Below are 23,348 nucleotides of genomic sequence, written 5' to 3'. Positions count from 1 at the left end.
CGCAGGCATATGGACGCCGGCATACGGACGCAGGCATACGGGCGCAGGCGTACGGGTGCGAGAATATGGGCGCCGGCGCAGGCACCTGCCCCAAGGGCCGCCGCGCATCAAGGCTGGCGCGGCGCCGGCGCCATGGATTCAGCGCATCGCCATCGGGTTGTCACGCGCCGCTTCGATCAAGGCGCCTTCGAGCAGCGATACTTCGTCCTGGGTGAAGGACAGCAACGCATCCTTGTCACCCTCTTGCAGATATACCTGCTTGATCATGGCGGCGCCGCGCCGGCGCAGCGGATGGGCGGCGCTGGGCCCCAGCACCGAGGTGCGCAGGCTGTCGGCCAGCGCCCTTGCCTCCTCGGGACTGCGGCTGTCGATCAGGTTCTGCAACTGGGTGAGCTTGTGGCCCAGGTTGTCGGCCGCATGACTGGCTTCGACGTGCTCGCGCGACGCCGCAAGTTCGTGCTGGCCGTGCGCCGCCATGCCGTCCGCCGCAGGCAGGCCGGCGCGCGACGGCGCCGACGATGGCAGGCCGGGCGCCAGGCCGCCCGGCGACGGGCTGGCAAAGCCTGCCCCGGCCTGCGCCCGCATCTGCCCCCCCATCTCTTCCATCCTCTGCGCCTGCACGGCATCGTCAAGAGCGCCGCCGGGCGCCGGCGCGCCTTCGACTTCGCGCAAGTGCTGGCGCAGCTCGGCCACCTGTTCGCGCAGGCGGCGCGCGGCCTCGGCCTCACCCTGCTGGCCCAGGGTCGAGGCCAGCCGCAACTGCATATTGAGCGTGTCGGGATGGCCGGCCCCAAGGTGCCGCTCGCGCGTGCGCGCCAGCGATTCCTGGATGCTGCGCACCGCCGCCAGGTCGCCCTGGGCGGCCAGGATCTCGGCCAGCGCCTCGCGCGCCGACAGCGTGCCGGCGGCGTCCAGGCCGTCATGCCGTTCGTGGGCCCGCAACACCGACTCGAGGATGCGCCGCGCATTGCCCAGTTCGCCCGTCTCGCCCAGCAGCAGCGCCAGTCGCTGGCCGCAGCGCAGGGTGTCGGCATGCTCGCTGCCCTGGCGCCGGCGACGGGCGTCGAGCACCCGCTCGACCACGATGCGGGCGCGTTCGAGTTCGCGCTGCCGCACCAGGCTGTGCGCGAGGTCTTCGAGGCAGTCGAGCGTGGCCAGGTGCTCGGCGCCGAGCGCGCGTTCGCAGGTGGACACCACCTGCTCGTGCAGCGCCAGCGCCCGCTCGCCCTCTCCCAGCGCGGCCAGCACCCGCGCCAGCTGCGAGCGCGCCGCCAGCGTCTCGGCAGCTTCCGCGCCGGCCTTGCGCGCGCAGGCCTGGACCAGCAGCTCGTAGTGGCGGCGCGCCTCTTGCACGGCGCCGCTGTCGAGCAGGAGCGCGGCCAGCGCGGCGCGGCCCAGGCGCGTGGCCGTGTGGTCGTCGCCGAGCAGGCGCTCGCGCAGGACCAGGCTTTCTTCGAAACAGGCGCGGGCTTCGTCGCGGCGCCGCTCGCGGCGGCACAGCTCGCCCAGGCGGACGAGGCCTTCGGCCAGCTGCGGCGAACCGAGCTCGTCGTCGGCGCCCAGCCGGCGCGCCTGCGCGACTGCAGCGCGCAGGCGCACTTCGGCCAGCGATTGCCAGGGGAAGCGGCCCGGCGCCAGCCATTCGGCCATCAGCGCCGCCTGGCGCGCCAGCGCACGGCGGTCGCCGGCCGGGCCGGCGGTGGACAAGGCGTCGGCCAGCGCCAGCTGGGTCTCGTCGAACCAGCTGTCGAGGTTGACGCGCGACCAGCCATAGCTGGTGCGCAGCAGCGCCTCGAAGCGCGGCTGGTAGCCAGGCAAGCCATGGCGAGCATCGCCGCGCCGCCAGCGCGCATGCGGATCGCTGCGCGCGCCGTCGGCGCTGCAGGCCAGCGGGTAGAACAGCAGCGGACGCTGTTCGTCTTCATGGGTGCAGCGGTAATCGATCGCACGCCGCAACACGCCCTCGATGCCTTCGATGCTGCCCGGCGCGGGCGTGAACAGGCCCACCAGGCGGTCGGGCACGAGGGTCGAGCACACGCTGACGGCGGCCGAGCGGCCGCCGGCGGTGGCGACCAGCACATGGCTGAAATGCTGCGCCAGGCGCGCCGCGAAGCGGCGGAACAGCGCCGGGCAGGCGTCGAACAGGGCCGGGTAGTCAAGCCGGCCGGCGCGTTCGGCATAGCTGCCGTCGAAGCGGCCGGCGCGCAGCAGGTAGAGCGGGCGGCGGCCGTCGGCGCGTTCGAGATAGGCCTGCCAGCCGACGCCGTCGATCACGCGGTCGGCCAGCTCCTCGCCGCGGCCGGAGGTATTGCGCAGGCGGGCGCGGCAGGCCTCGAGGAATTCGAGCAGCCCTGGCCGGACCGCGTCGCCCGCTTCGTCGTCGAATGCATGCGCGCCCGGAAGCGACGCTACGGGTGCGGACGCCGGCCCGGCGACCGGCATGACGGCAAGCGGTTCATGGGCCGGCACGGCGAAATGACGGTGCAGCGCCGGCGCCTCGAGATCCCAGTCGATCACCAGCACCGGCGCCTCGGCGTCCCCACCCGCCAGCTGCAGCGCCAGCGCCGCCAGCACGGCATTGCGCGCCGCGCCGCCCTCGTAGGCATAGAAGCTCGTCACCGCGCCGGGCATGGCCAGCGGCTGGAGCGAGATACCTTGTTGGTCCATATGGCTCCTCATTCTTTTGGAAACATCGGTTCTGGAACATCGCGCCATTCTGGTGGGACAGCGGGAAGCACGAATTGGTTGCAGTCGTGGTCGAGCGGGGTATGCTTTTTTTGACATGCATAATTGGCCGCGATCCGCTTGACCATCTTGTCAATGTCCGGCAAGAAGTCTGGATTCGACATGAGATCGGGCGTGGCCATCGTGTAGTGCGAGAAGTCGACGTAGAAGCGCGCATCGCTGATCTGGGGCGGCAGCGACTCGGGGTGGCGCGTCATGACGACCGGGATGATCAGGCGGCTCGGCAGCGTGTACCACTTGCCGCGCTCGGCTTCGATCAGGCGCATGGCCTCGTACTCGCGCCGCGTGTAGGCGTGGGCCTCGTACTTGGGCGTGTAGATGAGGATCATGCAGACGCTCTCGCACATCGCGCGTGCGATCTTGCGGTCGAGATCGTCGCCGCCGCCCAGCTGCTCGGTATCGATAAACAGTTCGTCTTCGTTGTCGAAGTAGGGTTCGAGATAGCAGCGCAGGGCGTCGGCCAGGGCCGACTTGAAGCGCTGCATCAGCGCGTGCCGGCCGTGGGCATAACTGAAGAAACAACCGTAACGGATTGCCATGCTTGTCCTCTTGTGCTGGGCGCGCGCGGCGTCCACATCCCAAGACTCTAGCGCGCAGCCCCCTGCCGGCTTTGCGGACGGACAAGCGGACACGGGCCTGGCGGGCGAAGAGCCGCTCTCTTTCTTAGGGCATAATTCGCCCCGCCAATAACTCCGCCAATAATCTGTGAGGAAGCAATGAAAGCCGTACGCTGCACCGCTTGGGGACCGCCAGACAGCCTGGTGCTCGACAACTTGCCGGAACCGGTCGCCGGCCCCGGCGACGTCGTGGTGGACGTGAAGGCGGCCGGCGTCAACTTCCCCGACGTGCTGACGGTCCAGGGCAAGTACCAGGTGCGCCCTCCCCTTCCCTTCACGCCGGGCAACGAGTTCGCGGGCGTGGTGCGCGCGGTCGGCGCGGGCGTGGACGGCTTCGTTCCCGGCCAGCGCGTGATCGGCTTCACCCGCACCGGCGCCTTCGCCGAGCAGGCCGTGGCGCCCGCCAGCGCCTTCCTCCCCATGCCCGACGACATGGACTTCGACGTCGCCGCCGCCATCACGCTCACCTACGGCACCTCGTACCACGCGGTCGTCGACCGCGGCGCCTTGCAGCCGGGCGAAACGATGCTGGTGCTGGGTGCGGCCGGCGGCGTCGGACTGGCGGCGATCGAGATCGGCAAGGCCCTCGGCGCGCGCGTGATCGCGGCCGCTTCCAGCGACGAAAAACTGGCGGCGTGCAAGGCGCACGGCGCCGACGCGCTGATCAATTATGAAACCGAGGACCTGCGCGAAGCGATCCGCGCCGCCACCGACGGCAACGGCCCGGAGGTCATCTACGATCCGGTCGGCGGCAAGTACAGCGAGCCGGCCCTGCGTTCGATCGCCTGGCGCGGGCGCCACCTGGTGGTGGGCTTCGCGGCAGGGGAGATCCCGCGCCTGCCGTGGAACCTGATGCTGCTGAAGGGGGCGTCGGTGGTGGGCGTGTTCTGGGGCGACTTCACGCGCAAGGAAAGGGATGCGCACCTGGCGGCGATGGCGCGCATCACCGGCTGGATCGCGGAAGGAACACTGAAACCGCTGGTGTCGCGGCGCTATCGGCTGGCCGAGACCGCGCAGGCGCTGCAGGACATGGCGGCGCGCAAGGTCATCGGCAAGGTCATCATCGCACCCTGATCAGCCGACGTTCTCGCCCGCCTCTTCGACCGGCCGGAAGAACTGGATCACTTCTTCCTGCACCCGGGTGCGCTTGAACGACGGCAGGCTCTGCCAGATGCGGCGGCCGTAGGGCTTGGTGATGATGCGCGGATCGCAGATCATCAGCACCCCGCGGTCGTCGACGTCGCGGATCAGGCGTCCGGCGCCCTGCTTCAGGGTGATGATCGCCTCGGGCAGCTGGTGGTGCATGAAGCCGTTCATGCCCTGCTTTTCCATCACCTCGATGCGCGCGGCCAGCACCGGATCGTCGGGCGGCGCGAACGGCAGCTTGTCGATGATGACCAGCGACAGCGCCTCGCCGCGCACGTCGACGCCTTCCCAGAAGCTCTGGCTGCCGACCAGCACCGCATTGCCGGCATTGCGGAACGAATCGAGCAATTCGGTACGGCCGCGCTCGCCCTGCACGAACAGCGGGAAATCCCAGCCGCGTTCGGCGAACTCCGTACGCAGGCGTTCGGCCACTTTATTGACCGCGCGGATCGTCGTGCACAGGAAGAAGGTGCGGCCACCGGCCGCCTCGATCACCGGCAGGGCGGCATCGACCACGGCGTCGGTGTACACGGCGGCTTGCGGCTCGGGCAGGCCGGTCGGCACGTACAGGATGCCCTGGTTCTGGTAGTCGAACGGGCTGGGCCAGGTCTTGGCCGGCTCGCCCGTCAGTCCCAGCTGGTCGGAAAAGTGTTTGAAATCGTTTTTGACCGCCAGCGTGGCAGAAGTGAAAATCCAGCTGCGCGGCGTACCTTCTCTCTGGCTGGCGAAGATCGGCGCGATCGACAACGGCGTCTTGTGCAACTGCAGCGACGACGAGAAGGCCTCGGCCCACAGCACCGCCTGCTCGTTGGCCGGCGCCTTGTGGTCGGGCTTCCAGGCGTCGAAGGAAGCAGCCAGTTCGTGCGCACGCACGCGGCAGGCTTCGATCGTCTCCGCGCGCGCAGAATGTTCTTCCAGCACCGTGATCATGCCGGCGATCTGTTCTTTCAGATTTTCAAGTGCCGGGAAGAACTGCGAGGTCGGCATGATCTGCGGCAGCGACAGGCGCAGGTTGCCGTCGCCGAAGGACAGGCGCAGGTCGCGCGCGGCCTTTTCGACCACGGTCACGACCTTGGCCCAGTCCGGGCCGCCGCGCACATGGGCCAGGCCCTCGGCCAGCACGTCACGGCACAGTTCCAGTACTTGCGAGGTCGACACCGACTGGCCGAAGAACAGGGTCGCGACGTCGGGCAACTGGTGCGCCTCGTCGAAGATGATGGTATTGGCCGACGGCAGCAGCTCGGCCACGCCGGTATCCTTCAGCGCCACGTCGGCGAAGAACAGGTGGTGGTTGACCACCACCACATCCGCCTGCTGTGCTTCCCTGCGCGCCTTCATGACGAAGCAGTCCTGGTAATACTGGCACTCGGCGCCCATGCAGGTGTCGCGGGTCGACGTGACCAGGTTCCACACGGTGGCGGTCTCCGGCACCTTGGCCAGCTCGGCCTTGTCGCCCGAATTCGTCATCTTGATGAAGCGCGAGATCTCGCGCAGGTGGCCGACGTCGTCGCGCGAGGTCAGGCGCCCGTTCTGCAGGGTGCGCTCGAGATGGAAATGGCAGACATAGTTCGAGCGGCCCTTGAGCAGGGCGACCGAGACCGGCGCGCGCAGGGCCGCGCGCACGGTCGGGATATCGCGCAGGAACAATTGGTCTTGCAAGTTCTTGGTGCCGGTCGAGACGATGGTCTTGCCGCCCCACAGCAGCGCGGGCACCAGGTAGGCGAAGGTCTTGCCCGTGCCGGTGCCGGCCTCGGCCATCAGCACTTGCTGGTCGGCGATGGCCTGGGCGACGGCCTTGGCCATCTCGGTCTGCGACTGGCGCGGTTTGAAGGTGCCGACGGCCGGCGCGAGCGGGCCGCCCGCACCGAACAGGCGGTCGACGTCGGCGTCGTATTTGCCGGCGGGAGCCTGGATTGCCGGGTCTGCGGGAGCAATGGTCTCCACCGCATCCGGAGAAGCAGAAGGTTGGTCGGTCAAAATACGTGGTTTCGTTGGGCCTGTGAATGCATCAGGCGGGGATATCGGGTACCAGCTGCATCTTCAGCAGCGTAATATGATCTTTGAGCTGCAGTTTACGCTTCTTGAGGCGGCGCAGTTGTAACTGGTCGGCATGTCCGTCCGCCGTCAACAGGGAGATGACCGCGTCGAGGTCGCGGTGTTCCACATCGAGTTCGATAATACGGCGCTGGATGTCCTGGACGTCGGTCATGGTGGATGCAGTTACGGGAAAGAATGGCGAAAAGCGCCGGCTAGGACGGGCGCTCGGGATTTTGCACTATTGTTGCTACAAGATTAACTTGCAAGCTGATGGCTTCTCAGTGCATAGTTTAATCGAGGCGGAGGTTGCCGCCAACAAAGATTGGCGTTAGCGTCCTGGAAAACACGGATTTATGACTTCTTACAAGATCGAAGCGGGCACTGCGCAACACATCGGGAACCGCCCCCAGCAGAACGACCGCGCAGCCCTGTTCACCGGCGCCCGCGCCCCCGGCTACGTGCTGGCGGTGCTGTCGGACGGGGTCGCCAGCCCGGCCGGGGCCGACCAGGTGCTGCATACGGCGCGCCAGGTCTTCGACCAATTCAAGCCCGGCGACCGCCCCGGCATCGAACGCCTGGCCCAGCTGCTGCACGAGATGATCAGCGAGACCCACACGGTGATCAAGATGAACGCCGTGGCCACGCAGGCCGAGATCCACGCCAGCTTCGTCGGCCTCTTGATCAGCCCGCACGGCGAAGCGGTCTGGGCCCACGTGGGCGACTCGCGTCTCTACCGCTTCGAGCACGGCAAGTGCGCGGTCCGCACCAGCGATGCCGCCTACGTCGAGCACCTGGTCGCCAGCGACCGCCTGCCGCCGGAGGCGGCGCGCAACCACCGCCGTTCCAAGCTCTTGCTCAATGTATTGGGAAACAGTCGCAAGGAACCCTTCGTCACGACCGGCAGCCACACCGGGCTGGCGGCCGGCGACAGCTTCTTGCTGTGCTCGGACGGCCTCTGGCATTTCTTCACCGACGCCGAATTGGCGGCCGTGACCGCCAGGACGACGCCGCGCCAGGCGTCCGAAATGCTCATCAACAAGGCCACCGAACGCTCGCAAGGCAAAGGCGGCAATTGCACCATGGCCATCGTCAAGCTGGTCAAGCCGGCGCAGGACGGGTCCTCCGCCGGCCCGGGGTGAACGCGCCCTAGTTGGTCGGCGCCGGCCCGTTGCCGTTCGCGCGCCTGGCCTCGTCGGCCGCGCGCTGGGCCGCCTTGGCTTCGCGTTCGGCCACGCGGCGCGCCACTTCCTTCTGGCGCTCTTCCGACTTGCGGCGGCGCTCTTCATAGGCTGCGACATTGGCCGCGCGTTCGGCGGCTTCCTTCTCGGCGTCCGCCGCCCTTTCCTGGGCGCGCTGCTGGCTGCGCACCACGCGCGGTTCGCCTGCCTTGGTGCGCGGCGGCGGCAGCGCGGTGCTGGCCGGCTCCTTCACCGGCGGCGGCTCGGCCGCCAGCTTGGCTTCTTCTTGCGCATAGGCTGCGTCGGCCTCGGCGATCGCCTTGTCGCGCTCCTCGACCTTCAGGCGGCGCAGGTAGCGCGAGGCTTCGATCTCGATCGCGCGCTGCGTCACCAGGGCCGCGCGCCGCACTTCGCGGGCTTCGTCCAGGCAGCGGTTGACGAAGAATTTGTCGTAGCAAACCACTTCGCGCTCGGCGAAGCGCGCCTCGATCGCGGCTCGCTCAAGAGCGACCGCCGCCAGGCGCTGTTCGGCCTGTTCGGGCGACGTGCTCGGCGTTGGCGGCGCTTCTTCCTGCGCCAACTCCGTGTTCGAGCAAGCGCCCAGCAGCAGCGTCAGGGAGATGGTGGCGGCGATTGCGGTGAGGCGCAGCATCGGATGTCTTGTCATGGTGTTCCTTTCGCTCATGCAATGGCGTCGGCCGCGCCGCGCCGTTCGGCGAGCAGGTACTCGCGCGACTGCATCTCGATGATACGCGATACGGTCCGGTGGAATTCGTTCGCCAGCTGGCCCGTGGTGTACAGCTCTTCCGGCTCGACCGCCGCCGACATGATCAGCTTGACCTTGTGGTCATAGAACACGTCGATCAGCCAGGTGAAGCGGCGCGCCTCCGACGACTGGGAGGCCGACATCGCCGGGATGCCGGACAGGATCACGGTGTGGAACTGGCTGGCCAGTTCCAGGTAATCGTTCTGCGAGCGCGGGCCGCCGCACAGGGTGGCGAAATCGAACCAGATCACGCCGCCAGCGCGGCGCAACGCGCGGATCTCGCGCTTTTCGATGGTCACCACCGGCGTTTCGTCGGCGGTATCGGCCACCTTGGCATAGGCGTCGCGCAGCGCCTTGTCGGAGGCTGCGTCGAGCGGCATGTAATAAGCTTCGACCTGCTCCAGCGCGCGCTTGCGGTAATCGTTGCCGGCGTCGACGTTCAGCACATCCAGCTTGTCCTTCAACAGCGCGATGGTGGGCAGCATGCGGTCGCGGTGCAGGCCGTCCGGATACAGGGTCGACGGCTCGTAGTTCGAGGTCATCACGAAGCTGACGCCATTGTCGAACAAGGCCTTGAGCAGGTTGTACAGGATCATCGCATCGGCGATGTCCGAGACGTGGAATTCGTCGAAGCAGATCAGCCGATACTTCTTGGCGATGCGCTTGGCCACCTCGTCGAGCGGATCGGCGACGCCCTTCAGTTCATCCAGCTGGCCATGGACGGCGCGCATGAACTCGTGGAAGTGCAGGCGCGTCTTGCGCACCACCGGCACCACCAGGTAGAACGAATCCATCAGGAAGGATTTGCCGCGCCCCACCCCGCCCCACATGTACACGCCCCTGGGCACGTCGGGCCGGTTGATCAGGCGCTTGAAAGCGGACGACCGCTGGGCCTTGTAGTGGACCCAGTCGTCGTACGCCTGTTGCAGGCGGTCGACCGCCATCTGTTGCGCCGGGTCGGACTTGAAGCCGCGCTCGTTCAGCGCGTGCTGGTAATACTCTTGGACGTTCATATCATTGCCGCTAAGTGTTGCCCAAAAACGCAGGGTGGACGGGTCCCCGTCCACGCGTTCAACCCGTGCGTCCATCGCCACGCAAGTGGCACGGCGCCGTTGGTTGAACGCGTGGACGGCAGAGCCGTCCACCCCACATTGCTACTACTTAAAAATTAAGCGAACGCTTGTCCACCGCCAGCGCGGCTTCCTTGGTCGCTTCCGACAGCGACGGGTGCGCGTGGCAGATGCGGGCGATGTCTTCCGACGAGGCCTTGAACTCCATCGCGACCACGGCTTCCGAGATCAGCTCGGACGCCATCGGACCGACGATGTGCACGCCCAGGATTTCATCGGTCGTGGCATCGGCCAGGAACTTGACCATGCCCGAGGTGTCGCCCAGCGCGCGCGCACGGCCGTTGGCCATGAACGGGAAGGTGCCGGCCTTGTACTGCACGCCTTCTGCCTTCAGCTGCTGTTCGGTCTTGCCGACCCATGCAATCTCTGGCGAGGTGTAGATGACCCAGGGGATGGTGTTGAAGTTCACGTGGCCGTGCTGGCCGGCGATGCGCTCGGCAACCGCCACGCCTTCTTCCTCGGCCTTGTGCGCCAGCATCGGGCCGCGCACGACGTCGCCCACCGCCCACACGCCAGGCAGGCTGGTGCGGCATTCGTCGTCGACCACCACGAAGCCGCGCTCATCCAACTGCAGGCCGACGGTCTCGATGCCGAGGCCGTTGGTGTTCGGCACGCGGCCGATCGAGATGATCAGGCGGTCGAAAGTCGCTTTCTGTTCCGCGCCGGTCGAATCGGCGTATTCGACGGTGACGTCGTTGGCGCCCTTGGTGATCGCGCCGATCTTGCAGCCCAGGTTGATCTTCAGGCCCTGCTTGGTGAACAGCTTGTGGGCTTCCTTGGCGATCTGCTCGTCGACCGCGCCCAGGAAGGTCGGCAGGCCTTCCAGCACCGTGACGTCGGCGCCGACACGGCGCCACACGCTGCCCATTTCCAGGCCGATGACGCCGGCGCCGATCACGCCGAGCTTGCCCGGCACGGCGTCGATCGCCAGTGCGCCGGTGTTCGACAGGATCAGCTTCTCGTCGAATTCAGCGCCTGGCAGCTGGCGTGCGTTCGAACCGGTCGCCACCACCACGTTTTTCGCGGTGATGGTATCGGTGGTCGGGCCCGAAACGTTGATGGTGTAGCCCGCATCGGCCTCGAGCTTGCCGGCGAAGGCGCCGCGGCCGTGGAAGAAGGTGACCTTGTTCTTCTTGAACAGGAACAGGATGCCGTCGTTGTTCTGCTTGACGATGGTGTCCTTGCGCTTGAGCATGGTGCCCAGGTCGAGTTCCAGGCCCGACACCTTGATGCCGTGGTCGGCGAAGGCGTGGCCGGCGTGCTCGAAGTGCTCCGACGATTGCAGCAGCGCTTTCGACGGGATGCAGCCGACGTTGGTGCAGGTGCCGCCCGGGGCAGGCTTGCCGGCGGCGTTGCTCCACTCGTCGATGCAGGCGGTCTTGAAGCCCAGCTGGGCAGCGCGGATGGCGGCGATGTAGCCGCCAGGACCGCCGCCGATCACGACGACGTCAAATTGTTTATCGCTCATTACTTTGATTCCTTTTTATTCTTCCGGAATGAATACCCACAGCAGCAGGTATATCAGGATGCCGAAGCCGAACGTCAGGACGAACAGCACGAAGATCAGGCGCCAGACCCACGATTCGAGACCGTAGGTGCGCGCCAGGCCGCCGCACACGCCGCCCAGCCAGCGGTCGAGCCGCGAACGGCGCAGGCCGCTCAACAGGTCGTCGCGGTGCTGGTCGAAGGAAATCCGCTCGGTGGTTGGCGGTTCCTTGCTGAGGCTGACGGTCGACGCACCCGACAGGATGCGCGCCTTGGCCTGCTCGAACTCGGCATCCGACAGCGCGCCGGCCTGGTGCAGCTCGTGCAGCCGCTTGATTTCGTCTGACAACATGGCGTTCTCCGGCAAACAGCAAGCCGGCGCCGTCATGACGGCGCCGGCACGTGACGAGAATTACAGGTCCAGCAGCAGGCGGGCCGGATCTTCCAGCGCGTCCTTCATCGCGACCAGGCCCAGCACGGCTTCGCGGCCGTCGATGATGCGGTGGTCGTACGACATCGCCAGGTAGTTCATCGGACGGATGACGATCTGGCCGTTCTCGACGACGGCGCGGTCCTTGGTCGCGTGCACGCCCAGGATCGCCGACTGCGGTGGGTTGATGATCGGGGTCGACAGCATCGAGCCGAACACGCCGCCGTTCGAGATCGAGAAGGTACCGCCCGACAGGTCGTCCAGGGTCAGCTTGCCATCCTTGGCTTTCTGGCCGAACTCACCGATCTTCTTCTCGATTTCGGCGATCGACATCTGGTCGGCGTTGCGCAGGATCGGCACCACCAGGCCACGTGGCGAACCGACGGCGATGCCGATGTCGAAGTAGCCGTGGTAGATGATGTCGTTGCCGTCGACCGAGGCGTTCAGGATCGGGTATTTCTTCAGCGCGGCAACGGCGGCCTTGACGAAGAAGGACATGAAGCCCAGCTTGACGCCGTGTTCTTTCTCGAACTTGTCCTTGTACTTGTTACGCAGCTCCATGACCGGAGCCATGTTCACTTCGTTGAAGGTGGTCAGGATGGCGTTGGTCGATTGCGATTGCAGCAGGCGCTCGGCGATACGGGCGCGCAGGCGGCTCATCGGCACGCGCTCTTCAGGGCGGTCGCCCAGGTTGGCCGGTGCAGGAGCAGCGACTTGTTGCAGCGCGGCCTTCGGCGCAGCAGGCGCGGCGGCTGGCGCAGCGCCGGCCGGCTTGTTGCCGACGGCGGCCAGGGCGTCGCCCTTGGTCACGCGGCCGTCGCGGCCCGAGCCTTCGACGTTCGACGCGCTCATATTGTTGTCGGCCAGGATCTTGGCGGCGGCCGGCATGGCGACGCCGGCCTTCGACTGGTCTGCAGCCGGGGCGGCTGCAGGCGCGGCCGAGATCGATGCGTTCGGCGCTGCCGATGGGACGGCCTTGACGGCGATCGGGCTGGTCTGCGCCGATGCTTCGGTATCGATGATTGCGATGACTTCGCCCGCGACGACGGTATCGCCGTCGGCTTTCAGCAGTTGCACGATCACGCCGGCGCTTGGCGCTGGCAGTTCCAGGACCACCTTGTCGGTCTCGATGTCGATCATGTTTTCGTCGCGCGACACGGATTCGCCGACTTTCTTGTGCCACGACAGCAGGGTTGCTTCAGCAACGGATTCCGACAGAACAGGTACCTTGACTTCGATTTGTGCCATTTTTTAAAACTCCAGTGATTATTCTTTGCAAGTACCCCCGCGCACGAGACGCGGGAGCGTGGTTTTACTTACCCGGCCATTATTTGGTCAGGAGCCGAACGTGCAATGTTCGGCCCCAACGGTTTATTTGGTCAGGATGAAACCCTTGAGTTTCGAGAACGCGGTCTCCAGCAGTTCTTTTTGCTGTGCGATGTGCTTGTCCGCATAACCCACCGCCGGCGATGCCGACGCGGCGCGACCGGCGTAGGCCAGGCGCTGGCCATCTTCCATGCCTTCGAAGATGTTGTGCTGGATCTGGAACCACGGACCCTGGTTCTGCGGCTCGTCCTGCGCCCACACCACCTCGGTCGCGTTCGGGAACTTCTTGAGTTCGGCGGCGAACGACTTGTGCGGGAACGGGTACATCTGCTCGATACGGATGATCGCGGTGTCGGCGCTGCTGCGTGCCTTGCGTGCGTTGACCAGGTCGTAATACACCTTGCCCGAGCACACGATCACGCGCTTGACCTTGCCTGCGTCGATCTTGTCGTCGCATTCGCCGATGACGGTCTGGAAGCCGCCCTTGGTCAGGTCGGTCAGCGACGAACCGGCGTCCTTGTTACGCAGCAGCGACTTCGGCGTGAAGATCACCAATGGCTTCCTGAACTGGCGCACCATCTGGCGGCGCAGCAGGTGGAAGATCTGGGCAGCCGTGGTCGGCTGGACCACTTGCATATTGTTGTCGGCGCACAGTTGCAGGAAGCGCTCGATACGGGCCGACGAGTGCTCCGGACCCTGGCCTTCGTAGCCGTGCGGCAGCATCATGACCAGGCCCGAGGCGCGGCCCCATTTCACTTCGCCCGAGGCGATGAACTGGTCGATGACGACTTGCGCGCCGTTGACGAAGTCGCCGAACTGGGCTTCCCAGATGGTCAGGGTGTTCGGCTCGGCGGTCGAGAAGCCGTATTCGAAGCCCAGCACTGCTTCTTCGGACAGCACCGAGTCGATCACGGTGAAGTCGGCCTGATTGTCGGAGACATTGGCCAGTGGCAGGTAGATGCCCTGGTCCCAGCGCTCGCGGTTCTGGTCGTGCAGCACGGCGTGGCGGTGCACGAAGGTGCCGCGGCCGGCATCCTGGCCCGACAGGCGGATCGCGTAGCCCGACGCCAGCAGCGAGGCGAAGGCCAGGTGCTCGCCCATGCCCCAGTCGAGGTTCATCTCCCCGCGGCCCATGGCGGCGCGGTCGGCCAGCACCTTGTCGACCAGCGAGTGCGGCTTGAAACCTTCAGGGACCTTGGTGATGCGTTCGGCCAGGCGCTTCAGTTCGGTGACCGGCACGGCGGTGTCGGCGGCGTCGGTCCACTTCTTGTTCAGGAACGGCGCCCAGTCGACGGCGTACTTGCCCTTGAAGTTGGTCAGCACCGGATCGACCGTGTGCTTGCCGGCGTCCATGGCGTCGCGGTAGGCCGCGACCAGCTTGTCGCCGCCGTCGGCTTCGATCGTGCCCTGCGCGGCCAGCTTCTCGGCGTACAGCTTGCGGGTGCCCGGGTGCTTGGCGATCTTCTTGTACATCAGCGGCTGGGTCAGCGCTGGGGTGTCCTGCTCGTTGTGGCCCAGTTTGCGGTAGCAGATGATGTCGACCACGACGTCCTTGCCGAACTCGGCGCGGTAGTCGAGGGCGATCTGGCTGGCCAGCACGACGGCTTCAGGATCGTCGGCGTTCACGTGCAGCACCGGCGCTTCGATCATCTTGACGACGTCCGAGCAGTACAGGGTCGAGCGCGCGTCGCGCGGATCCGACGTGGTGAAGCCGATCTGGTTGTTGATGACGATGTGGACGGTGCCGCCGGTGCCGTAGCCGCGGGTCTGCGCCAGGTTCAGGGTTTCCATGACCACGCCCTGGCCGGCGAACGCAGCGTCGCCGTGCACCAGGATCGGCAGCACTTCCTTGCCCTTCTTGTCGCCGCGACGCATCATGCGCGCCTTGACCGAGCCTTCGACGACCGGGTTGACGATCTCGAGGTGAGAAGGATTAAACGCCAGCGACAGGTGGACCGGACCGCCCGGGGTCGAGATGTCGCTCGAGAAGCCCTGGTGGTATTTCACGTCGCCTGCCGGCAGGTCGTCGGCATGCTTGCCTTCGAATTCTTCGAACAGGTCAGCCGGGCTCTTGCCCAGAGTGTTGACCAGCACGTTCAGGCGGCCGCGGTGGGCCATGCCGATCACGATTTCCTGGATGCCTTTTTCACCAGCGCGCTGGATCACTTCGTCGATCGAGGCGATGAACGATTCGCCGCCTTCCAGCGAGAAACGCTTGGCGCCGACGTACTTGGTGTGCAGGTAGCGCTCCAGGCCTTCGGCCGCGGTCAGGCGCTCGAGGATGTGCTTCTTCTTCTCGGCGCTGAAGGTCGGGGTCGAGCGGATCGATTCCAGGCGCTCTTGCAGCCAGCGCTTTTCGGTCGGATCGCTGATGTACATGAACTCGGCGCCGATCGAACGGGTATAGGTATCACGCAACATGTTCAGGATGTCGCGCAGCGGCGCGGTTTCCTGACCGAAATAGGTGTTGCTGATATTGAAAACGGTGTCGAGATCGGCTTCGGTGAAGCCGTAGAAGGCGGGGTCGAGCTCTGGGAGGGGTGGGCGTTCCTGGCGCTGCAGCGGGTCGAGGTTGGCCCAGCGCGATCCGAGGTAGCGGTAGGCGGCGGTGATCTGGGTGACGGCGACGCGCTTGCGGCCCAGTTCGGAGTCGGCCGAAGCGACGACGGTACGGATCGGGCCCTGCTTGGCGCGTTCCGCGAACGAGGCCACCACCGAGGAGTGCACCACGTCGGGGCGGTTCGAGCCGTCGACTGCCGGCACGTGTTGCATCTGGTCGAAGTAGGCGCGCCAGTTTTCGGGCACCGCCGTCGGATTGTCCAGATAGGCCTCGTACAACTCTTCCACGTACGGGGCATTGCCGCCGAACAGGTAGGAGTTGGCGTTATATTGTTGCATCATTCTTGCTCACCTTTCTTTTCGCGCTTCGCGAGGTTTGGGCGGGTTGTTTAAAACCTTCCGCGACACGGCCTGACCGGTTAGCGGATTGCACTTCAAGACATCAAGTTGTGGGGGAAGGACTGTTCGGTACCAAAATACGTGTGCAAAATCCTGCCAATTTGCGCACATTATTGTAACGCATGATCTTGACCAAGGCAGACCCTGGTCCAAGAAATTATTTATTACAAAATGTGTTTCTCTGTGTCGCACTTTTGGCATTCATCGTGCCGATGAACACATTGCCGAGTTGACCATGTAAATGATAATCGTTATCATTTATGGATGTCTTCTACTGCAACTCCTCTCAAGAACAAATCCGCGACTGAAAGCGCCCTGCCCGGCGCCAGCCGCGCCATGTGGCTCAAGCAGCTGCACCAGTGGCATTGGATCAGTTCGGCCATCTGCCTGATGGCCATGCTGCTGTTCAGCTTTACCGGACTGACCCTGAACAATGCCACCCTGATCGAGGCCAGGCCCGTCGTCACGCGCCTGAAGGCGACGCTCCCCGAGCCGCTGCGGGCCCAGTTGCAGGCCTATGCCGAAGACCACGCCGACGCCGAAGTGCCGCTGCCGAGCGAGATCGCGGACTGGACCAATGCCGCCTTCCCGGTCGACGTGCGCGGCAAGCGCGCCGAATGGAGCGAAGAGGACGCCTACGTCGCCCTGCCCCGCCCCGGCGGCGACGCCTGGCTGCGCATCGCCGTCGACGGCAGCGCCGAATTCGAGAAGACCGACCGCGGCTGGATCTCGTGGCTCAACGATATGCACAAGGGCCGCAACACGGGCGCGGTGTGGAGCTGGTTCATCGACATCTTCGCCATCGCCTGCGTGGTGTTCTGCATTACCGGCTTTTTGATCCTGAAGTACCACGCGGCCAAACGGCCGTCGACCTGGCCAGTGGTCGGATTCGGCATCGTGCTGCCGATCGTGCTGGCCCTCCTGTTCGTCCACTGATCCATCAACCGAGAGAAGACCAAGAATGAAACTGTCCCATTCGCTCGCCCTCACCCTCCCGCTCGCATCCGGCTGGGCCATGGGCGCCGACCTGTCCGTCAAGTTCGACCTGCCGCAGCTGAACGTGGCCGAATACCACAAGCCCTATGTGGCGATCTGGATCGAGAATGCCGACCAGAACGTCGCTTCCAACCTGGCCGTGCTGTACGACCTCAAGATGAAGGACAAGGGCGGCGAGAAATGGGTCAAGGACTTGCGCACCTGGTGGCGCAAGGCGGGCCGCGACGCCACCCTGCCGATCGACGGCGTCAGCGGCGCCACCCGCGCGCCCGGCACCCACACCATGAAGTTCGGCGGCGCCAGATTCGGCATCGACAAGCTGGCGGCCGGCGACTACAAGCTGGTGGTGGAAGCGGCGCGCGAGGCGGGCGGACGCGAAGTGGTCAAGGTGCCGTTCACCTGGACGGGCAAGGGCAAGCTGGCGGCGAACGCGGCGGGCAAGGAAGAGCTGGGCGCCGTGTCGCTCCAGATCCAATAACGACAAGACAATCAGGAGAACCCCATGCAACAGAACACATTCTACAAGGCCGCCATCGTCGGCCTGATGCTCGCCGGCGCCTCAATGACGGCCCAGGCCCACCGCGCCTGGATCCTGCCGAACACCGCCATGGTCGATTCGAAGGAAGCCTGGGTCACGATCGATGCCGCGATCTCGAACGAAGTGTTCGAGTTCAACCACCACCCGCTGCGCCTGGACAACCTGGTGATCACCGATCCGGACGGCGTGCAAGCCAGGGCCGAAGGCGCCGTGGTCGGCAAGTACCGCAGCACGCTGGACCTGCGCCTGCCGAAGGACGGCACCTATCGCCTGGCGATCGTCAACAATAACCTGACGGGCAGCTACAAGCTGAACAGCGAGACCAAGCGCTTCCGCGGCGCCGCCGGCAGCCCGGCGGTGGCGATCCCCGCCGGCGCCACCGAGGTGCAGACCACCGCCGTCCACTCGCGCAACGAGACCTTCGTCTCGGCCAACAAGCTCAGCGACACGGCCCTGAAGCCGGTCGGCGAAGGCCTGGAAATGATCCCGCTGACCAACCCGTCCGACCTGCGCGTCGGCGAGCCGATCCGCGTGCGCTTCCACCTCGACGGCAAGCCGGTCGCCAACCTGCCGTTCAGCATCGTGCAGGGCACCGTCAAATACCGCGGCTCCTCGGGCGAGCAGCGCTTGACCACCGACGCCAAGGGTGAAGCCTCGTTCACCGTTCCGGCGGCGAATATGTACTGGCTCAGCGCCGGCTTCCCGTTCGGCGAGGGCAAACCGCAGCCGGGCGCCAAGCGCTACAGCTACGCGGCCACGCTCGAAGTCCTGCCGCAATAAGTACGATGCGCGACGTTCTCGTTCCGCTGGAAGTCGACATGGCGTTGCCACCCGGCGGCAGCACCTTGTACACGGCTGCCGGCGCCGCGATGGGCACCAGCTGGTCGGCGCGGCTGATGCTGCCGCCCGGCGCCGACGGCGCCGCCCTGACGCTGGCCCTGCAGCGTGAGTTGGACGAGATCGTCGCGCAGATGAGCCACTGGGAGCCCGACTCCGTGCTGTCGCGCTATAACGGCGCCCCGGCTGGCAGCTGGCATGCGCTGCCGCCGCAATTCTTCGAGGTCGCCGACTACGCGCTGCGGGTGCACGAAGACAGCGGCGGCGCCTACGATCCGGCCGGAGGGCAGCTGGTGAACCTGTGGGGCTTCGGCGCCACCCGGCGCTACGACCAGGCCGGCTTCTACGCCCCTGACGCGGCCGCGATCGGCGCCGCGCTGGCGCAACGCGGCGCCAGTCAACCGGTACTCGACCGCGCCACGCGCCGCCTGTTGCAGCCGGGCGGCGCCCTCCTCGATCTTTCTTCCGTCGCCAAGGGCTATGCGGTCGACTGCATGGCGCGCTGCCTGGAGCAGCGCAGCGTGCGCCATTACGTGGTCGAGGCCGGCGGCGAGCTGCGCGGCGCCGGCGCCAAGGCCAATGGCGAGCCGTGGTGGGTGGAGATCGAAGGGGTGCCGGATGCCGACGGCTCGGCCACCCAGGCCGTGGTCGCCCTGCACGGGCTGGCGATCGCCACCTCGGGCGACTACCGCCGCTACTTTCAACACGGCGCGCGGCGCGCCGCGCACACCCTCGATCCGCGCAGCGGCTACCCGGTTGCGGGCGGCGTCGCCTCGGTGACCGTGCTGGCGTCCACCTGCATGGCGGCCGATGCCCTGTCCACCGCGCTCACCGTGCTGGGTCCCGGCGACGGCCTCGCCTTCGCCGAGGCGCGCGGCATCGCGGCGCGCTTCCTGGTGCGCGCACCGGGCGGCCTGCTCGAGACGACGTCCGGCGCCTGGCGCGCCTTATTGCAATGATGTTGACGATCGAACCCCTGCGCTGGGGCGGCGCCCTCGCGCTGTCCGGCGCCTATCTCGCCATGTGCCTCGGCATCTGGCGCAGCCGCCTGGCGCGCACCAGTGCCACCGGCGGCGCGGCCGACTGGCTCGTGGTCCACGCCAGCCAGACCGGCAGCGCCGAATTCCTGGCCGAACGCACCGCCGCCACCCTGGCCCTGGGCGGCCTCGATGCACGCGCCGCCTGCATGTCGACCGTGGACGCCGCGCAGCTGGCCGCCGCCTCGCGCGTGCTGTTCATCTGCAGCACCTATGGCGAAGGCGATGCGCCGGATACCGGCGCGCGCTTCGCCGGCCGGACGATGGGCGAAGCGCTCGACCTGTCGCAGCTGCACTATGGCGTGCTGGCGCTGGGGGACGCGACGTATGCCAATTACTGCGGCTTCGGCCGCGCGCTGGATGCCTGGCTGCGCGAGCGCGGCGCCACGCCGCTGTTCGACCGGATCGACGTCGACCGCGGCGCGCCCGAAGCGCTGGCCGCCTGGCAGCACCACCTGAGCCACCTGGCCGGCACCAGCGATGCGCCGGACTGGGAAGCGCCGGCCTACGGCGAATGGCGCATCGCCAGCCGCATCCGGCTGAACCCCGGCAGCGCCGGCGCGCCGCTGTACCGTATCGGCCTGGTGCCGCGCGATGGCCTGCTGCCCGCGTGGGAGGCAGGCGACCTGGCCCAGGTCAGCGCGCCGCTCGACCCGGACCATCCGCGCGAGTACTCGATCGCTTCGGTGCCGGGCGAAGGCCGGCTCGAACTGCTGGTGCGTTTGCAGACGCGCGAGGACGGCACGCCGGGCGCGGCGTCCGGCTGGCTGTGCGCGTGCGCGCACCCGGACGACACGATCCGCCTGCGCGTGCGCGCCCATGCGCGTTTCCGGCTGGGTGAGAATGCGGGACGGCCCCTGATCGCGATCGGCAACGGGAGCGGCCTGGCGGGCCTGCGGTCGCTGCTCAAGGCGCGCATCGATGCCGGCACGGAGCGCAACTGGCTGCTGTTCGGCGAGCGCAATGCGGCCCACGACTATCTATGCCGCGAGGAACTGGAAGCATGGCGTGATGGCGGCGTGCTGGCGCGGCTCGATCTGGCGTTTTCTCGCGACGGGGGCCAGGCCCGCTACGTGCAGCATCTGGTGGAGGTGCACCAGGAAGAACTGCGCCGCTGGGTCGCGGATGGCGCGGCAATCTATGTCTGCGGCAGCCTGCAAGGCATGGCCGGCGGCGTGCACGATGCGCTCGTGTCGGCGCTCGGACTCGATACGGTCGAGGCCATGATGGGCGACGGGCGCTATCGGCGCGACGTGTACTAGACAGACAAACCGCCGGCAATGCCGGCGGTATCGATCAACTGTACTGCATGACGACAGCGTCAGCGCTTGTCGTTCTTGTGGCTTTGACGCCCTGCTTCGGCGTGCTGCTCCGGCGTGCCGCCCTGGACGCCCTTCTGCTGGCTGCCCTGGCTACGGCCGCTTTGCTGGCTGCCCTGGTCCAGGTTGCTCTGCTGGCTACCCTGGTTGTTGCCGCTCTGCCGGTTGCTCGACCCATGCGACGCACGGCCGCCCTGGCTGGCGATCTCACGCTGGCGCTCCGGATCCATCGATGCGAAACCCTGCTTGCCGCTACCCTGGTTACCCTGGTTGCCGCTCTGGCTATTGCCTTGCTGCGAGTGCTGGTTGTTGCCCTGTGGGTTGTTGTTACGCGAATTGTTTGCCATGATTGACTCCGTTTCATCGTGAACAAAATGTCAGCGGTGCTGACTCGAAGAACTCCATCGTAGCCACCTGAAAGCGCGCTGAACACCAAAAACCGGCAGTGATCCTGTAGGACGCCGCCCCACTGGCTGATGCGTCTGGACTGGCATACTGAAAGAAAAAGCAGATATGAATTTGCCAGTTTGTAGAATGATAATGATTAAAATGGCAGCGTTGCGGGAAAGACTGGCTACGTCGAGCCATCCATCTCTCTTTGCGGCGATATGAAAATCGGCATCGGACACCGTCTGTTCATCGCCGTCCTGCTCGCCATTCTCACTGTGGCCGGCGCAGGTGTTTTATTACTTCGGCACAAGGTCCTGGGCAGTTTCGGCGACTACGCCGTCGGCATCGAACTCGACCGGCTGGACGGCTTGTCGAACGCCGTGGCGCGCCAGTACCGGGAGCATGGCGGCTGGCGTTTCGTGCCTGGCGGCGACGCGCGGCGCGGCTGGATCACACAGGAACTGGCGCGCCTGCAGACGAGCCGTGTCGTCGCGCCGGTGATGCCGGTCGCGCCGGCGCCGCCCGCTCCGCCTGCCATGCCGGCGGCCCCGGCCCCTCCCGCGCCACCGGCGCCGCCGCTTCCCCCACTGCCGCCACCCGCGCCGACCGGCGTCACCCAGGACCTGCACGCGCGCACCACCCTGCTCGACGCCGCGGGCGGCTACCTGGCCGGGCGTCCGCCCGGCACGCTGCCGCTGGCGCGGCGCCCGATCGAGGTAGACGGCCGCACCGTCGGCTACCTCGGCGTGGCGCGCAGCCCGCGGCCGAGCGATGCGATGGCCTACGCCTTCCTGTCCGAGCTGCAGCACAGCCTGTGGCTGATCGGCGCCGTCGCCGTCGTGCTCAGCGCCGTGGCCGCGATCCTGCTGGCGCGCCACTTCCGGCATCCGATCGACCAGCTCGCGCGCGGCGCCGCCACGCTCGCCGCCGGTGACTACGGCGTGCGCCTGCCCGACACGCGCAGCGACGAACTGGGCGCGCTGGCACGCCATTTCAACGTGCTGGCCGAGCGCCTCGACGGCGCCGAAACGGCGCGCCGCCAGTGGGTGGCAGATACATCGCACGAATTGCGCACCCCGCTGGCCGTGCTGCGCGCCCAGCTGGAAGCGATCCAGGACGGCGTGCGCCAGGCCACGCCGGAAGCCATCGACGCCATGGGACGCCAGGTGAGGTCCCTGACCAGGCTGATCGACGAGCTGTACGCGCTGGCGCGCGCCGACGTCGGCGCACTCGAATGCCGGCGCGAAGCGCTCGACCTGTGGGCGCTGGCGGCCAGCGAGGCCGGCGCCTTCGCCGCGCGTTTCCAGGCGGCCGGGATTGCGCTCGACCTTGCCGCTGCGCCCACGGAGTCGCGGGTGCCGGCCGACCCGGACCGCATGCGCCAGGTATTCGCCAACCTGTTCGAGAACAGCCTGCGCTATACCGCGGCTGGTGGCGCGGTGCGCCTCATGGCGCATGCCGACTGCGGCCGCCTTCACCTGCTGCTCGATGACAGCGCGCCCGGCGTGCCGGACGAAGCGCTGGCCCGGCTGGCCGAGCGCTTCTACCGCGTCGACGCCTCGCGCAGCCGTGAACATGGCGGCGCCGGACTCGGGCTGGCCCTGTGCCGGCAACTGCTGGAGGCGCAGGGCGCCGCGCTCGCCTTCGCCCATTCACCGCTTGGCGGCCTGCGCGTGACCATGTCGCTCCCTTTGGACGGAAAGAAAAACACATGAGCGCCGCCATCATGATCGTCGAGGACGAGCCCGAGCTGGCATCCGTCATCGCCGACTACGCGCAGGCTGCGGGCTATGCACCGGCCGTGTTCGGCGACGGTGCGCAGGCGCTGGCCGCGATCCGGCGCGCACCGCCTGCCCTCGTCGTGCTCGATCTGATGCTGCCAGGAATGGACGGCCTGGCCCTGTGCCGCGCGGTGCGCGCCTTCTCCAGCGTACCGATCGTGATGGTGACGGCGCGGGTGAAAGAAGTCGACCGCCTGCTGGGCCTGGAAACGGGCGCCGACGATTACCTGTGCAAGCCGTTCAGCCCGCGCGAGCTGATGGCGCGCATCAAGGCCATCCTGCGCCGCAGCGGCATGCCGGAGGCTGCTCCTGTGCTGGCCCTGGACGAGACTGCGCGCCGGGTCGCACTGCACGGCCAGGCGCTCGAACTGACACCAAGCGAGTATGCGATCCTGGCCGCCCTCGCGCGTCGTCCCGGCCAGGTGCTGTCGCGCGCCCAATTGCTTGACGCGGCAAGCGCCGACCACCTCGACGCCACCGACCGCGCCATCGACAGCCACGTCAAGAACCTGCGGCGCAAGATCGACGCCGTCGCTCCAGGCCTGGAACCGATCCGCTCGATTTATGGACTCGGTTATCGCTGCGATTTCTGACTGACCTCCATTTTTTCTCCACATTCGGGATACACGATG

Annotated in this window: 20 protein-coding genes; 9 read left to right on the top strand and 11 right to left on the bottom strand. The window is 66.8% G+C overall.

From position 1 onward, the window contains the following. Positions 1–138: 138 nt before the first annotated feature. On the bottom strand, positions 139–2,667 hold the full coding sequence (locus DIR46_RS20900; RefSeq protein ID WP_109346960.1) for a tetratricopeptide repeat protein: 2,529 nt from the start codon (positions 2,665–2,667) through the stop codon (positions 139–141). 8 nt (positions 2,668–2,675) lie between these two features. Further along, complete coding sequence (locus DIR46_RS20895) at positions 2,676–3,284, bottom strand: toll/interleukin-1 receptor domain-containing protein (protein ID WP_109346959.1); 609 nt, start codon at positions 3,282–3,284, stop codon at positions 2,676–2,678. A 177-nt stretch (positions 3,285–3,461) separates the two neighbouring features. On the opposite strand from DIR46_RS20895, the gene DIR46_RS20890 reads away from it, so the two are divergent. Beyond that, a complete protein-coding gene (locus DIR46_RS20890; RefSeq protein WP_109346958.1) occupies positions 3,462–4,436 on the top strand; it encodes an NADPH:quinone oxidoreductase family protein in 975 nt (324 codons plus the stop codon). Here DIR46_RS20890 and yoaA read toward each other — a convergent pair whose 3' ends face one another. Continuing rightward, on the bottom strand, positions 4,437–6,485 hold the full coding sequence (gene yoaA, locus DIR46_RS20885) for a DNA repair helicase YoaA (protein ID WP_109346957.1): 2,049 nt from the start codon (positions 6,483–6,485) through the stop codon (positions 4,437–4,439). 31 nt (positions 6,486–6,516) lie between these two features. Further along, complete coding sequence (locus DIR46_RS20880) at positions 6,517–6,717, bottom strand: YdcH family protein (protein ID WP_005666222.1); 201 nt, start codon at positions 6,715–6,717, stop codon at positions 6,517–6,519. A 181-nt stretch (positions 6,718–6,898) separates the two neighbouring features. Here DIR46_RS20880 and DIR46_RS20875 point away from each other — a divergent pair, with 181 nt between their 5' ends. After that, entirely contained in the window at positions 6,899–7,684 is a 786-nt protein-coding gene (locus DIR46_RS20875) for a PP2C family protein-serine/threonine phosphatase (RefSeq protein ID WP_109346956.1), read from the top strand. 7 nt (positions 7,685–7,691) lie between these two features. Here the strand turns inward: DIR46_RS20875 and DIR46_RS20870 are convergent, their stop codons facing one another. The 6 genes from DIR46_RS20870 to DIR46_RS20845 form a co-directional block, all read right to left on the bottom strand. Continuing rightward, positions 7,692–8,390, bottom strand: a complete 699-nt coding sequence (locus DIR46_RS20870; protein WP_109346955.1) for a hypothetical protein — start codon at positions 8,388–8,390, stop codon at positions 7,692–7,694. A 14-nt stretch (positions 8,391–8,404) separates the two neighbouring features. Continuing rightward, on the bottom strand, positions 8,405–9,502 hold the full coding sequence (gene zapE / locus DIR46_RS20865) for a cell division protein ZapE (RefSeq protein ID WP_109346954.1): 1,098 nt from the start codon (positions 9,500–9,502) through the stop codon (positions 8,405–8,407). A gap of 148 nt (positions 9,503–9,650) precedes the next feature. Continuing rightward, positions 9,651–11,087 carry a dihydrolipoyl dehydrogenase gene (gene lpdA, locus DIR46_RS20860; protein WP_109346953.1) on the bottom strand — a complete coding sequence of 479 codons (1,437 nt, stop codon included), beginning with the start codon at positions 11,085–11,087 and terminating at the stop codon, positions 9,651–9,653. Between the two features lie 15 nt (positions 11,088–11,102). Further along, a complete protein-coding gene (locus tag DIR46_RS20855; protein WP_109346952.1) occupies positions 11,103–11,456 on the bottom strand; it encodes a PspC domain-containing protein in 354 nt (117 codons plus the stop codon). 60 nt (positions 11,457–11,516) lie between these two features. After that, on the bottom strand, positions 11,517–12,782 hold the full coding sequence (gene odhB / locus DIR46_RS20850; protein WP_109346951.1) for a 2-oxoglutarate dehydrogenase complex dihydrolipoyllysine-residue succinyltransferase: 1,266 nt from the start codon (positions 12,780–12,782) through the stop codon (positions 11,517–11,519). Positions 12,783–12,905: 123 nt separating this feature from the next. Next, positions 12,906–15,761 carry a 2-oxoglutarate dehydrogenase E1 component gene (locus DIR46_RS20845; protein ID WP_109346950.1) on the bottom strand — a complete coding sequence of 952 codons (2,856 nt, stop codon included), beginning with the start codon at positions 15,759–15,761 and terminating at the stop codon, positions 12,906–12,908. A gap of 321 nt (positions 15,762–16,082) precedes the next feature. Between DIR46_RS20845 and DIR46_RS20840 the strand changes: the two genes are divergently transcribed. From DIR46_RS20840 to DIR46_RS20820, 5 genes are read left to right on the top strand one after another with little or no spacing between them, the layout of a single operon-like run. Beyond that, a complete protein-coding gene (locus DIR46_RS20840; RefSeq protein WP_109346949.1) occupies positions 16,083–16,754 on the top strand; it encodes a PepSY-associated TM helix domain-containing protein in 672 nt (223 codons plus the stop codon). Between the two features lie 25 nt (positions 16,755–16,779). Continuing rightward, entirely contained in the window at positions 16,780–17,292 is a 513-nt protein-coding gene (locus DIR46_RS20835; RefSeq protein WP_109346948.1) for a DUF2271 domain-containing protein, read from the top strand. Positions 17,293–17,316: 24 nt separating this feature from the next. Continuing rightward, the gene (locus DIR46_RS20830; RefSeq protein ID WP_109346947.1) at positions 17,317–18,132 is read left to right on the top strand and encodes a DUF4198 domain-containing protein; all 816 of its coding nucleotides are present in this window, start codon (positions 17,317–17,319) and stop codon (positions 18,130–18,132) included. 5 nt (positions 18,133–18,137) lie between these two features. Beyond that, positions 18,138–19,148 carry an FAD:protein FMN transferase gene (locus DIR46_RS20825; RefSeq protein WP_205289016.1) on the top strand — a complete coding sequence of 337 codons (1,011 nt, stop codon included), beginning with the start codon at positions 18,138–18,140 and terminating at the stop codon, positions 19,146–19,148. Beyond that, complete coding sequence (locus tag DIR46_RS20820) at positions 19,145–20,488, top strand: sulfite reductase subunit alpha (protein ID WP_109346946.1); 1,344 nt, start codon at positions 19,145–19,147, stop codon at positions 20,486–20,488. Before DIR46_RS20825 ends, DIR46_RS20820 begins: the two co-directional genes overlap by 4 nt. A 59-nt stretch (positions 20,489–20,547) precedes the next feature. On the opposite strand, the gene DIR46_RS20815 is transcribed toward DIR46_RS20820, so the two are convergent. After that, positions 20,548–20,892, bottom strand: coding sequence for a KGG domain-containing protein (locus tag DIR46_RS20815; protein WP_109346945.1), 345 nt, complete (start codon positions 20,890–20,892; stop codon positions 20,548–20,550). A gap of 261 nt (positions 20,893–21,153) precedes the next feature. Here DIR46_RS20815 and DIR46_RS20805 point away from each other — a divergent pair, with 261 nt between their 5' ends. Both DIR46_RS20805 and DIR46_RS20800 read left to right on the top strand, forming a co-directional pair. Then, complete coding sequence (locus tag DIR46_RS20805) at positions 21,154–22,650, top strand: ATP-binding protein (protein ID WP_205289015.1); 1,497 nt, start codon at positions 21,154–21,156, stop codon at positions 22,648–22,650. Beyond that, a complete protein-coding gene (locus tag DIR46_RS20800) occupies positions 22,647–23,309 on the top strand; it encodes a response regulator (protein WP_109346943.1) in 663 nt (220 codons plus the stop codon). The genes DIR46_RS20805 and DIR46_RS20800 overlap by 4 nt, the downstream gene beginning before the upstream one ends. Positions 23,310–23,348: the final 39 nt, after the last annotated feature.

Source organism: Massilia oculi (genome assembly GCF_003143515.1).
Taxonomy (GTDB): domain Bacteria; phylum Pseudomonadota; class Gammaproteobacteria; order Burkholderiales; family Burkholderiaceae_D; genus Telluria; species Telluria oculi.
This window is presented reverse-complemented; position numbering and strand designations above follow the sequence as displayed.

Coding starts and splice junctions, on each gene's coding strand:
- DIR46_RS20835 (WP_109346948.1), top strand. CDS start 16,780: ATGAAACTGTCCCATTCGCTCGCCCTCACCCTCCCGCTCGCATCCGGC.
- odhB (WP_109346951.1), bottom strand. CDS start 12,782: ATGGCACAAATCGAAGTCAAGGTACCTGTTCTGTCGGAATCCGTTGCT.
- zapE (WP_109346954.1), bottom strand. CDS start 9,502: ATGAACGTCCAAGAGTATTACCAGCACGCGCTGAACGAGCGCGGCTTC.
- DIR46_RS20855 (WP_109346952.1), bottom strand. CDS start 11,456: ATGTTGTCAGACGAAATCAAGCGGCTGCACGAGCTGCACCAGGCCGGC.
- DIR46_RS20900 (WP_109346960.1), bottom strand. CDS start 2,667: ATGGACCAACAAGGTATCTCGCTCCAGCCGCTGGCCATGCCCGGCGCG.
- DIR46_RS20800 (WP_109346943.1), top strand. CDS start 22,647: ATGAGCGCCGCCATCATGATCGTCGAGGACGAGCCCGAGCTGGCATCC.
- DIR46_RS20875 (WP_109346956.1), top strand. CDS start 6,899: ATGACTTCTTACAAGATCGAAGCGGGCACTGCGCAACACATCGGGAAC.
- DIR46_RS20895 (WP_109346959.1), bottom strand. CDS start 3,284: ATGGCAATCCGTTACGGTTGTTTCTTCAGTTATGCCCACGGCCGGCAC.
- DIR46_RS20840 (WP_109346949.1), top strand. CDS start 16,083: ATGTCTTCTACTGCAACTCCTCTCAAGAACAAATCCGCGACTGAAAGC.
- DIR46_RS20830 (WP_109346947.1), top strand. CDS start 17,317: ATGCAACAGAACACATTCTACAAGGCCGCCATCGTCGGCCTGATGCTC.
- DIR46_RS20880 (WP_005666222.1), bottom strand. CDS start 6,717: ATGACCGACGTCCAGGACATCCAGCGCCGTATTATCGAACTCGATGTG.
- DIR46_RS20890 (WP_109346958.1), top strand. CDS start 3,462: ATGAAAGCCGTACGCTGCACCGCTTGGGGACCGCCAGACAGCCTGGTG.
- DIR46_RS20870 (WP_109346955.1), bottom strand. CDS start 8,390: ATGACAAGACATCCGATGCTGCGCCTCACCGCAATCGCCGCCACCATC.
- lpdA (WP_109346953.1), bottom strand. CDS start 11,087: ATGAGCGATAAACAATTTGACGTCGTCGTGATCGGCGGCGGTCCTGGC.
- DIR46_RS20815 (WP_109346945.1), bottom strand. CDS start 20,892: ATGGCAAACAATTCGCGTAACAACAACCCACAGGGCAACAACCAGCAC.
- DIR46_RS20825 (WP_205289016.1), top strand. CDS start 18,138: ATGCGCGACGTTCTCGTTCCGCTGGAAGTCGACATGGCGTTGCCACCC.
- DIR46_RS20845 (WP_109346950.1), bottom strand. CDS start 15,761: ATGATGCAACAATATAACGCCAACTCCTACCTGTTCGGCGGCAATGCC.
- DIR46_RS20805 (WP_205289015.1), top strand. CDS start 21,154: ATGAAAATCGGCATCGGACACCGTCTGTTCATCGCCGTCCTGCTCGCC.
- DIR46_RS20820 (WP_109346946.1), top strand. CDS start 19,145: ATGATGTTGACGATCGAACCCCTGCGCTGGGGCGGCGCCCTCGCGCTG.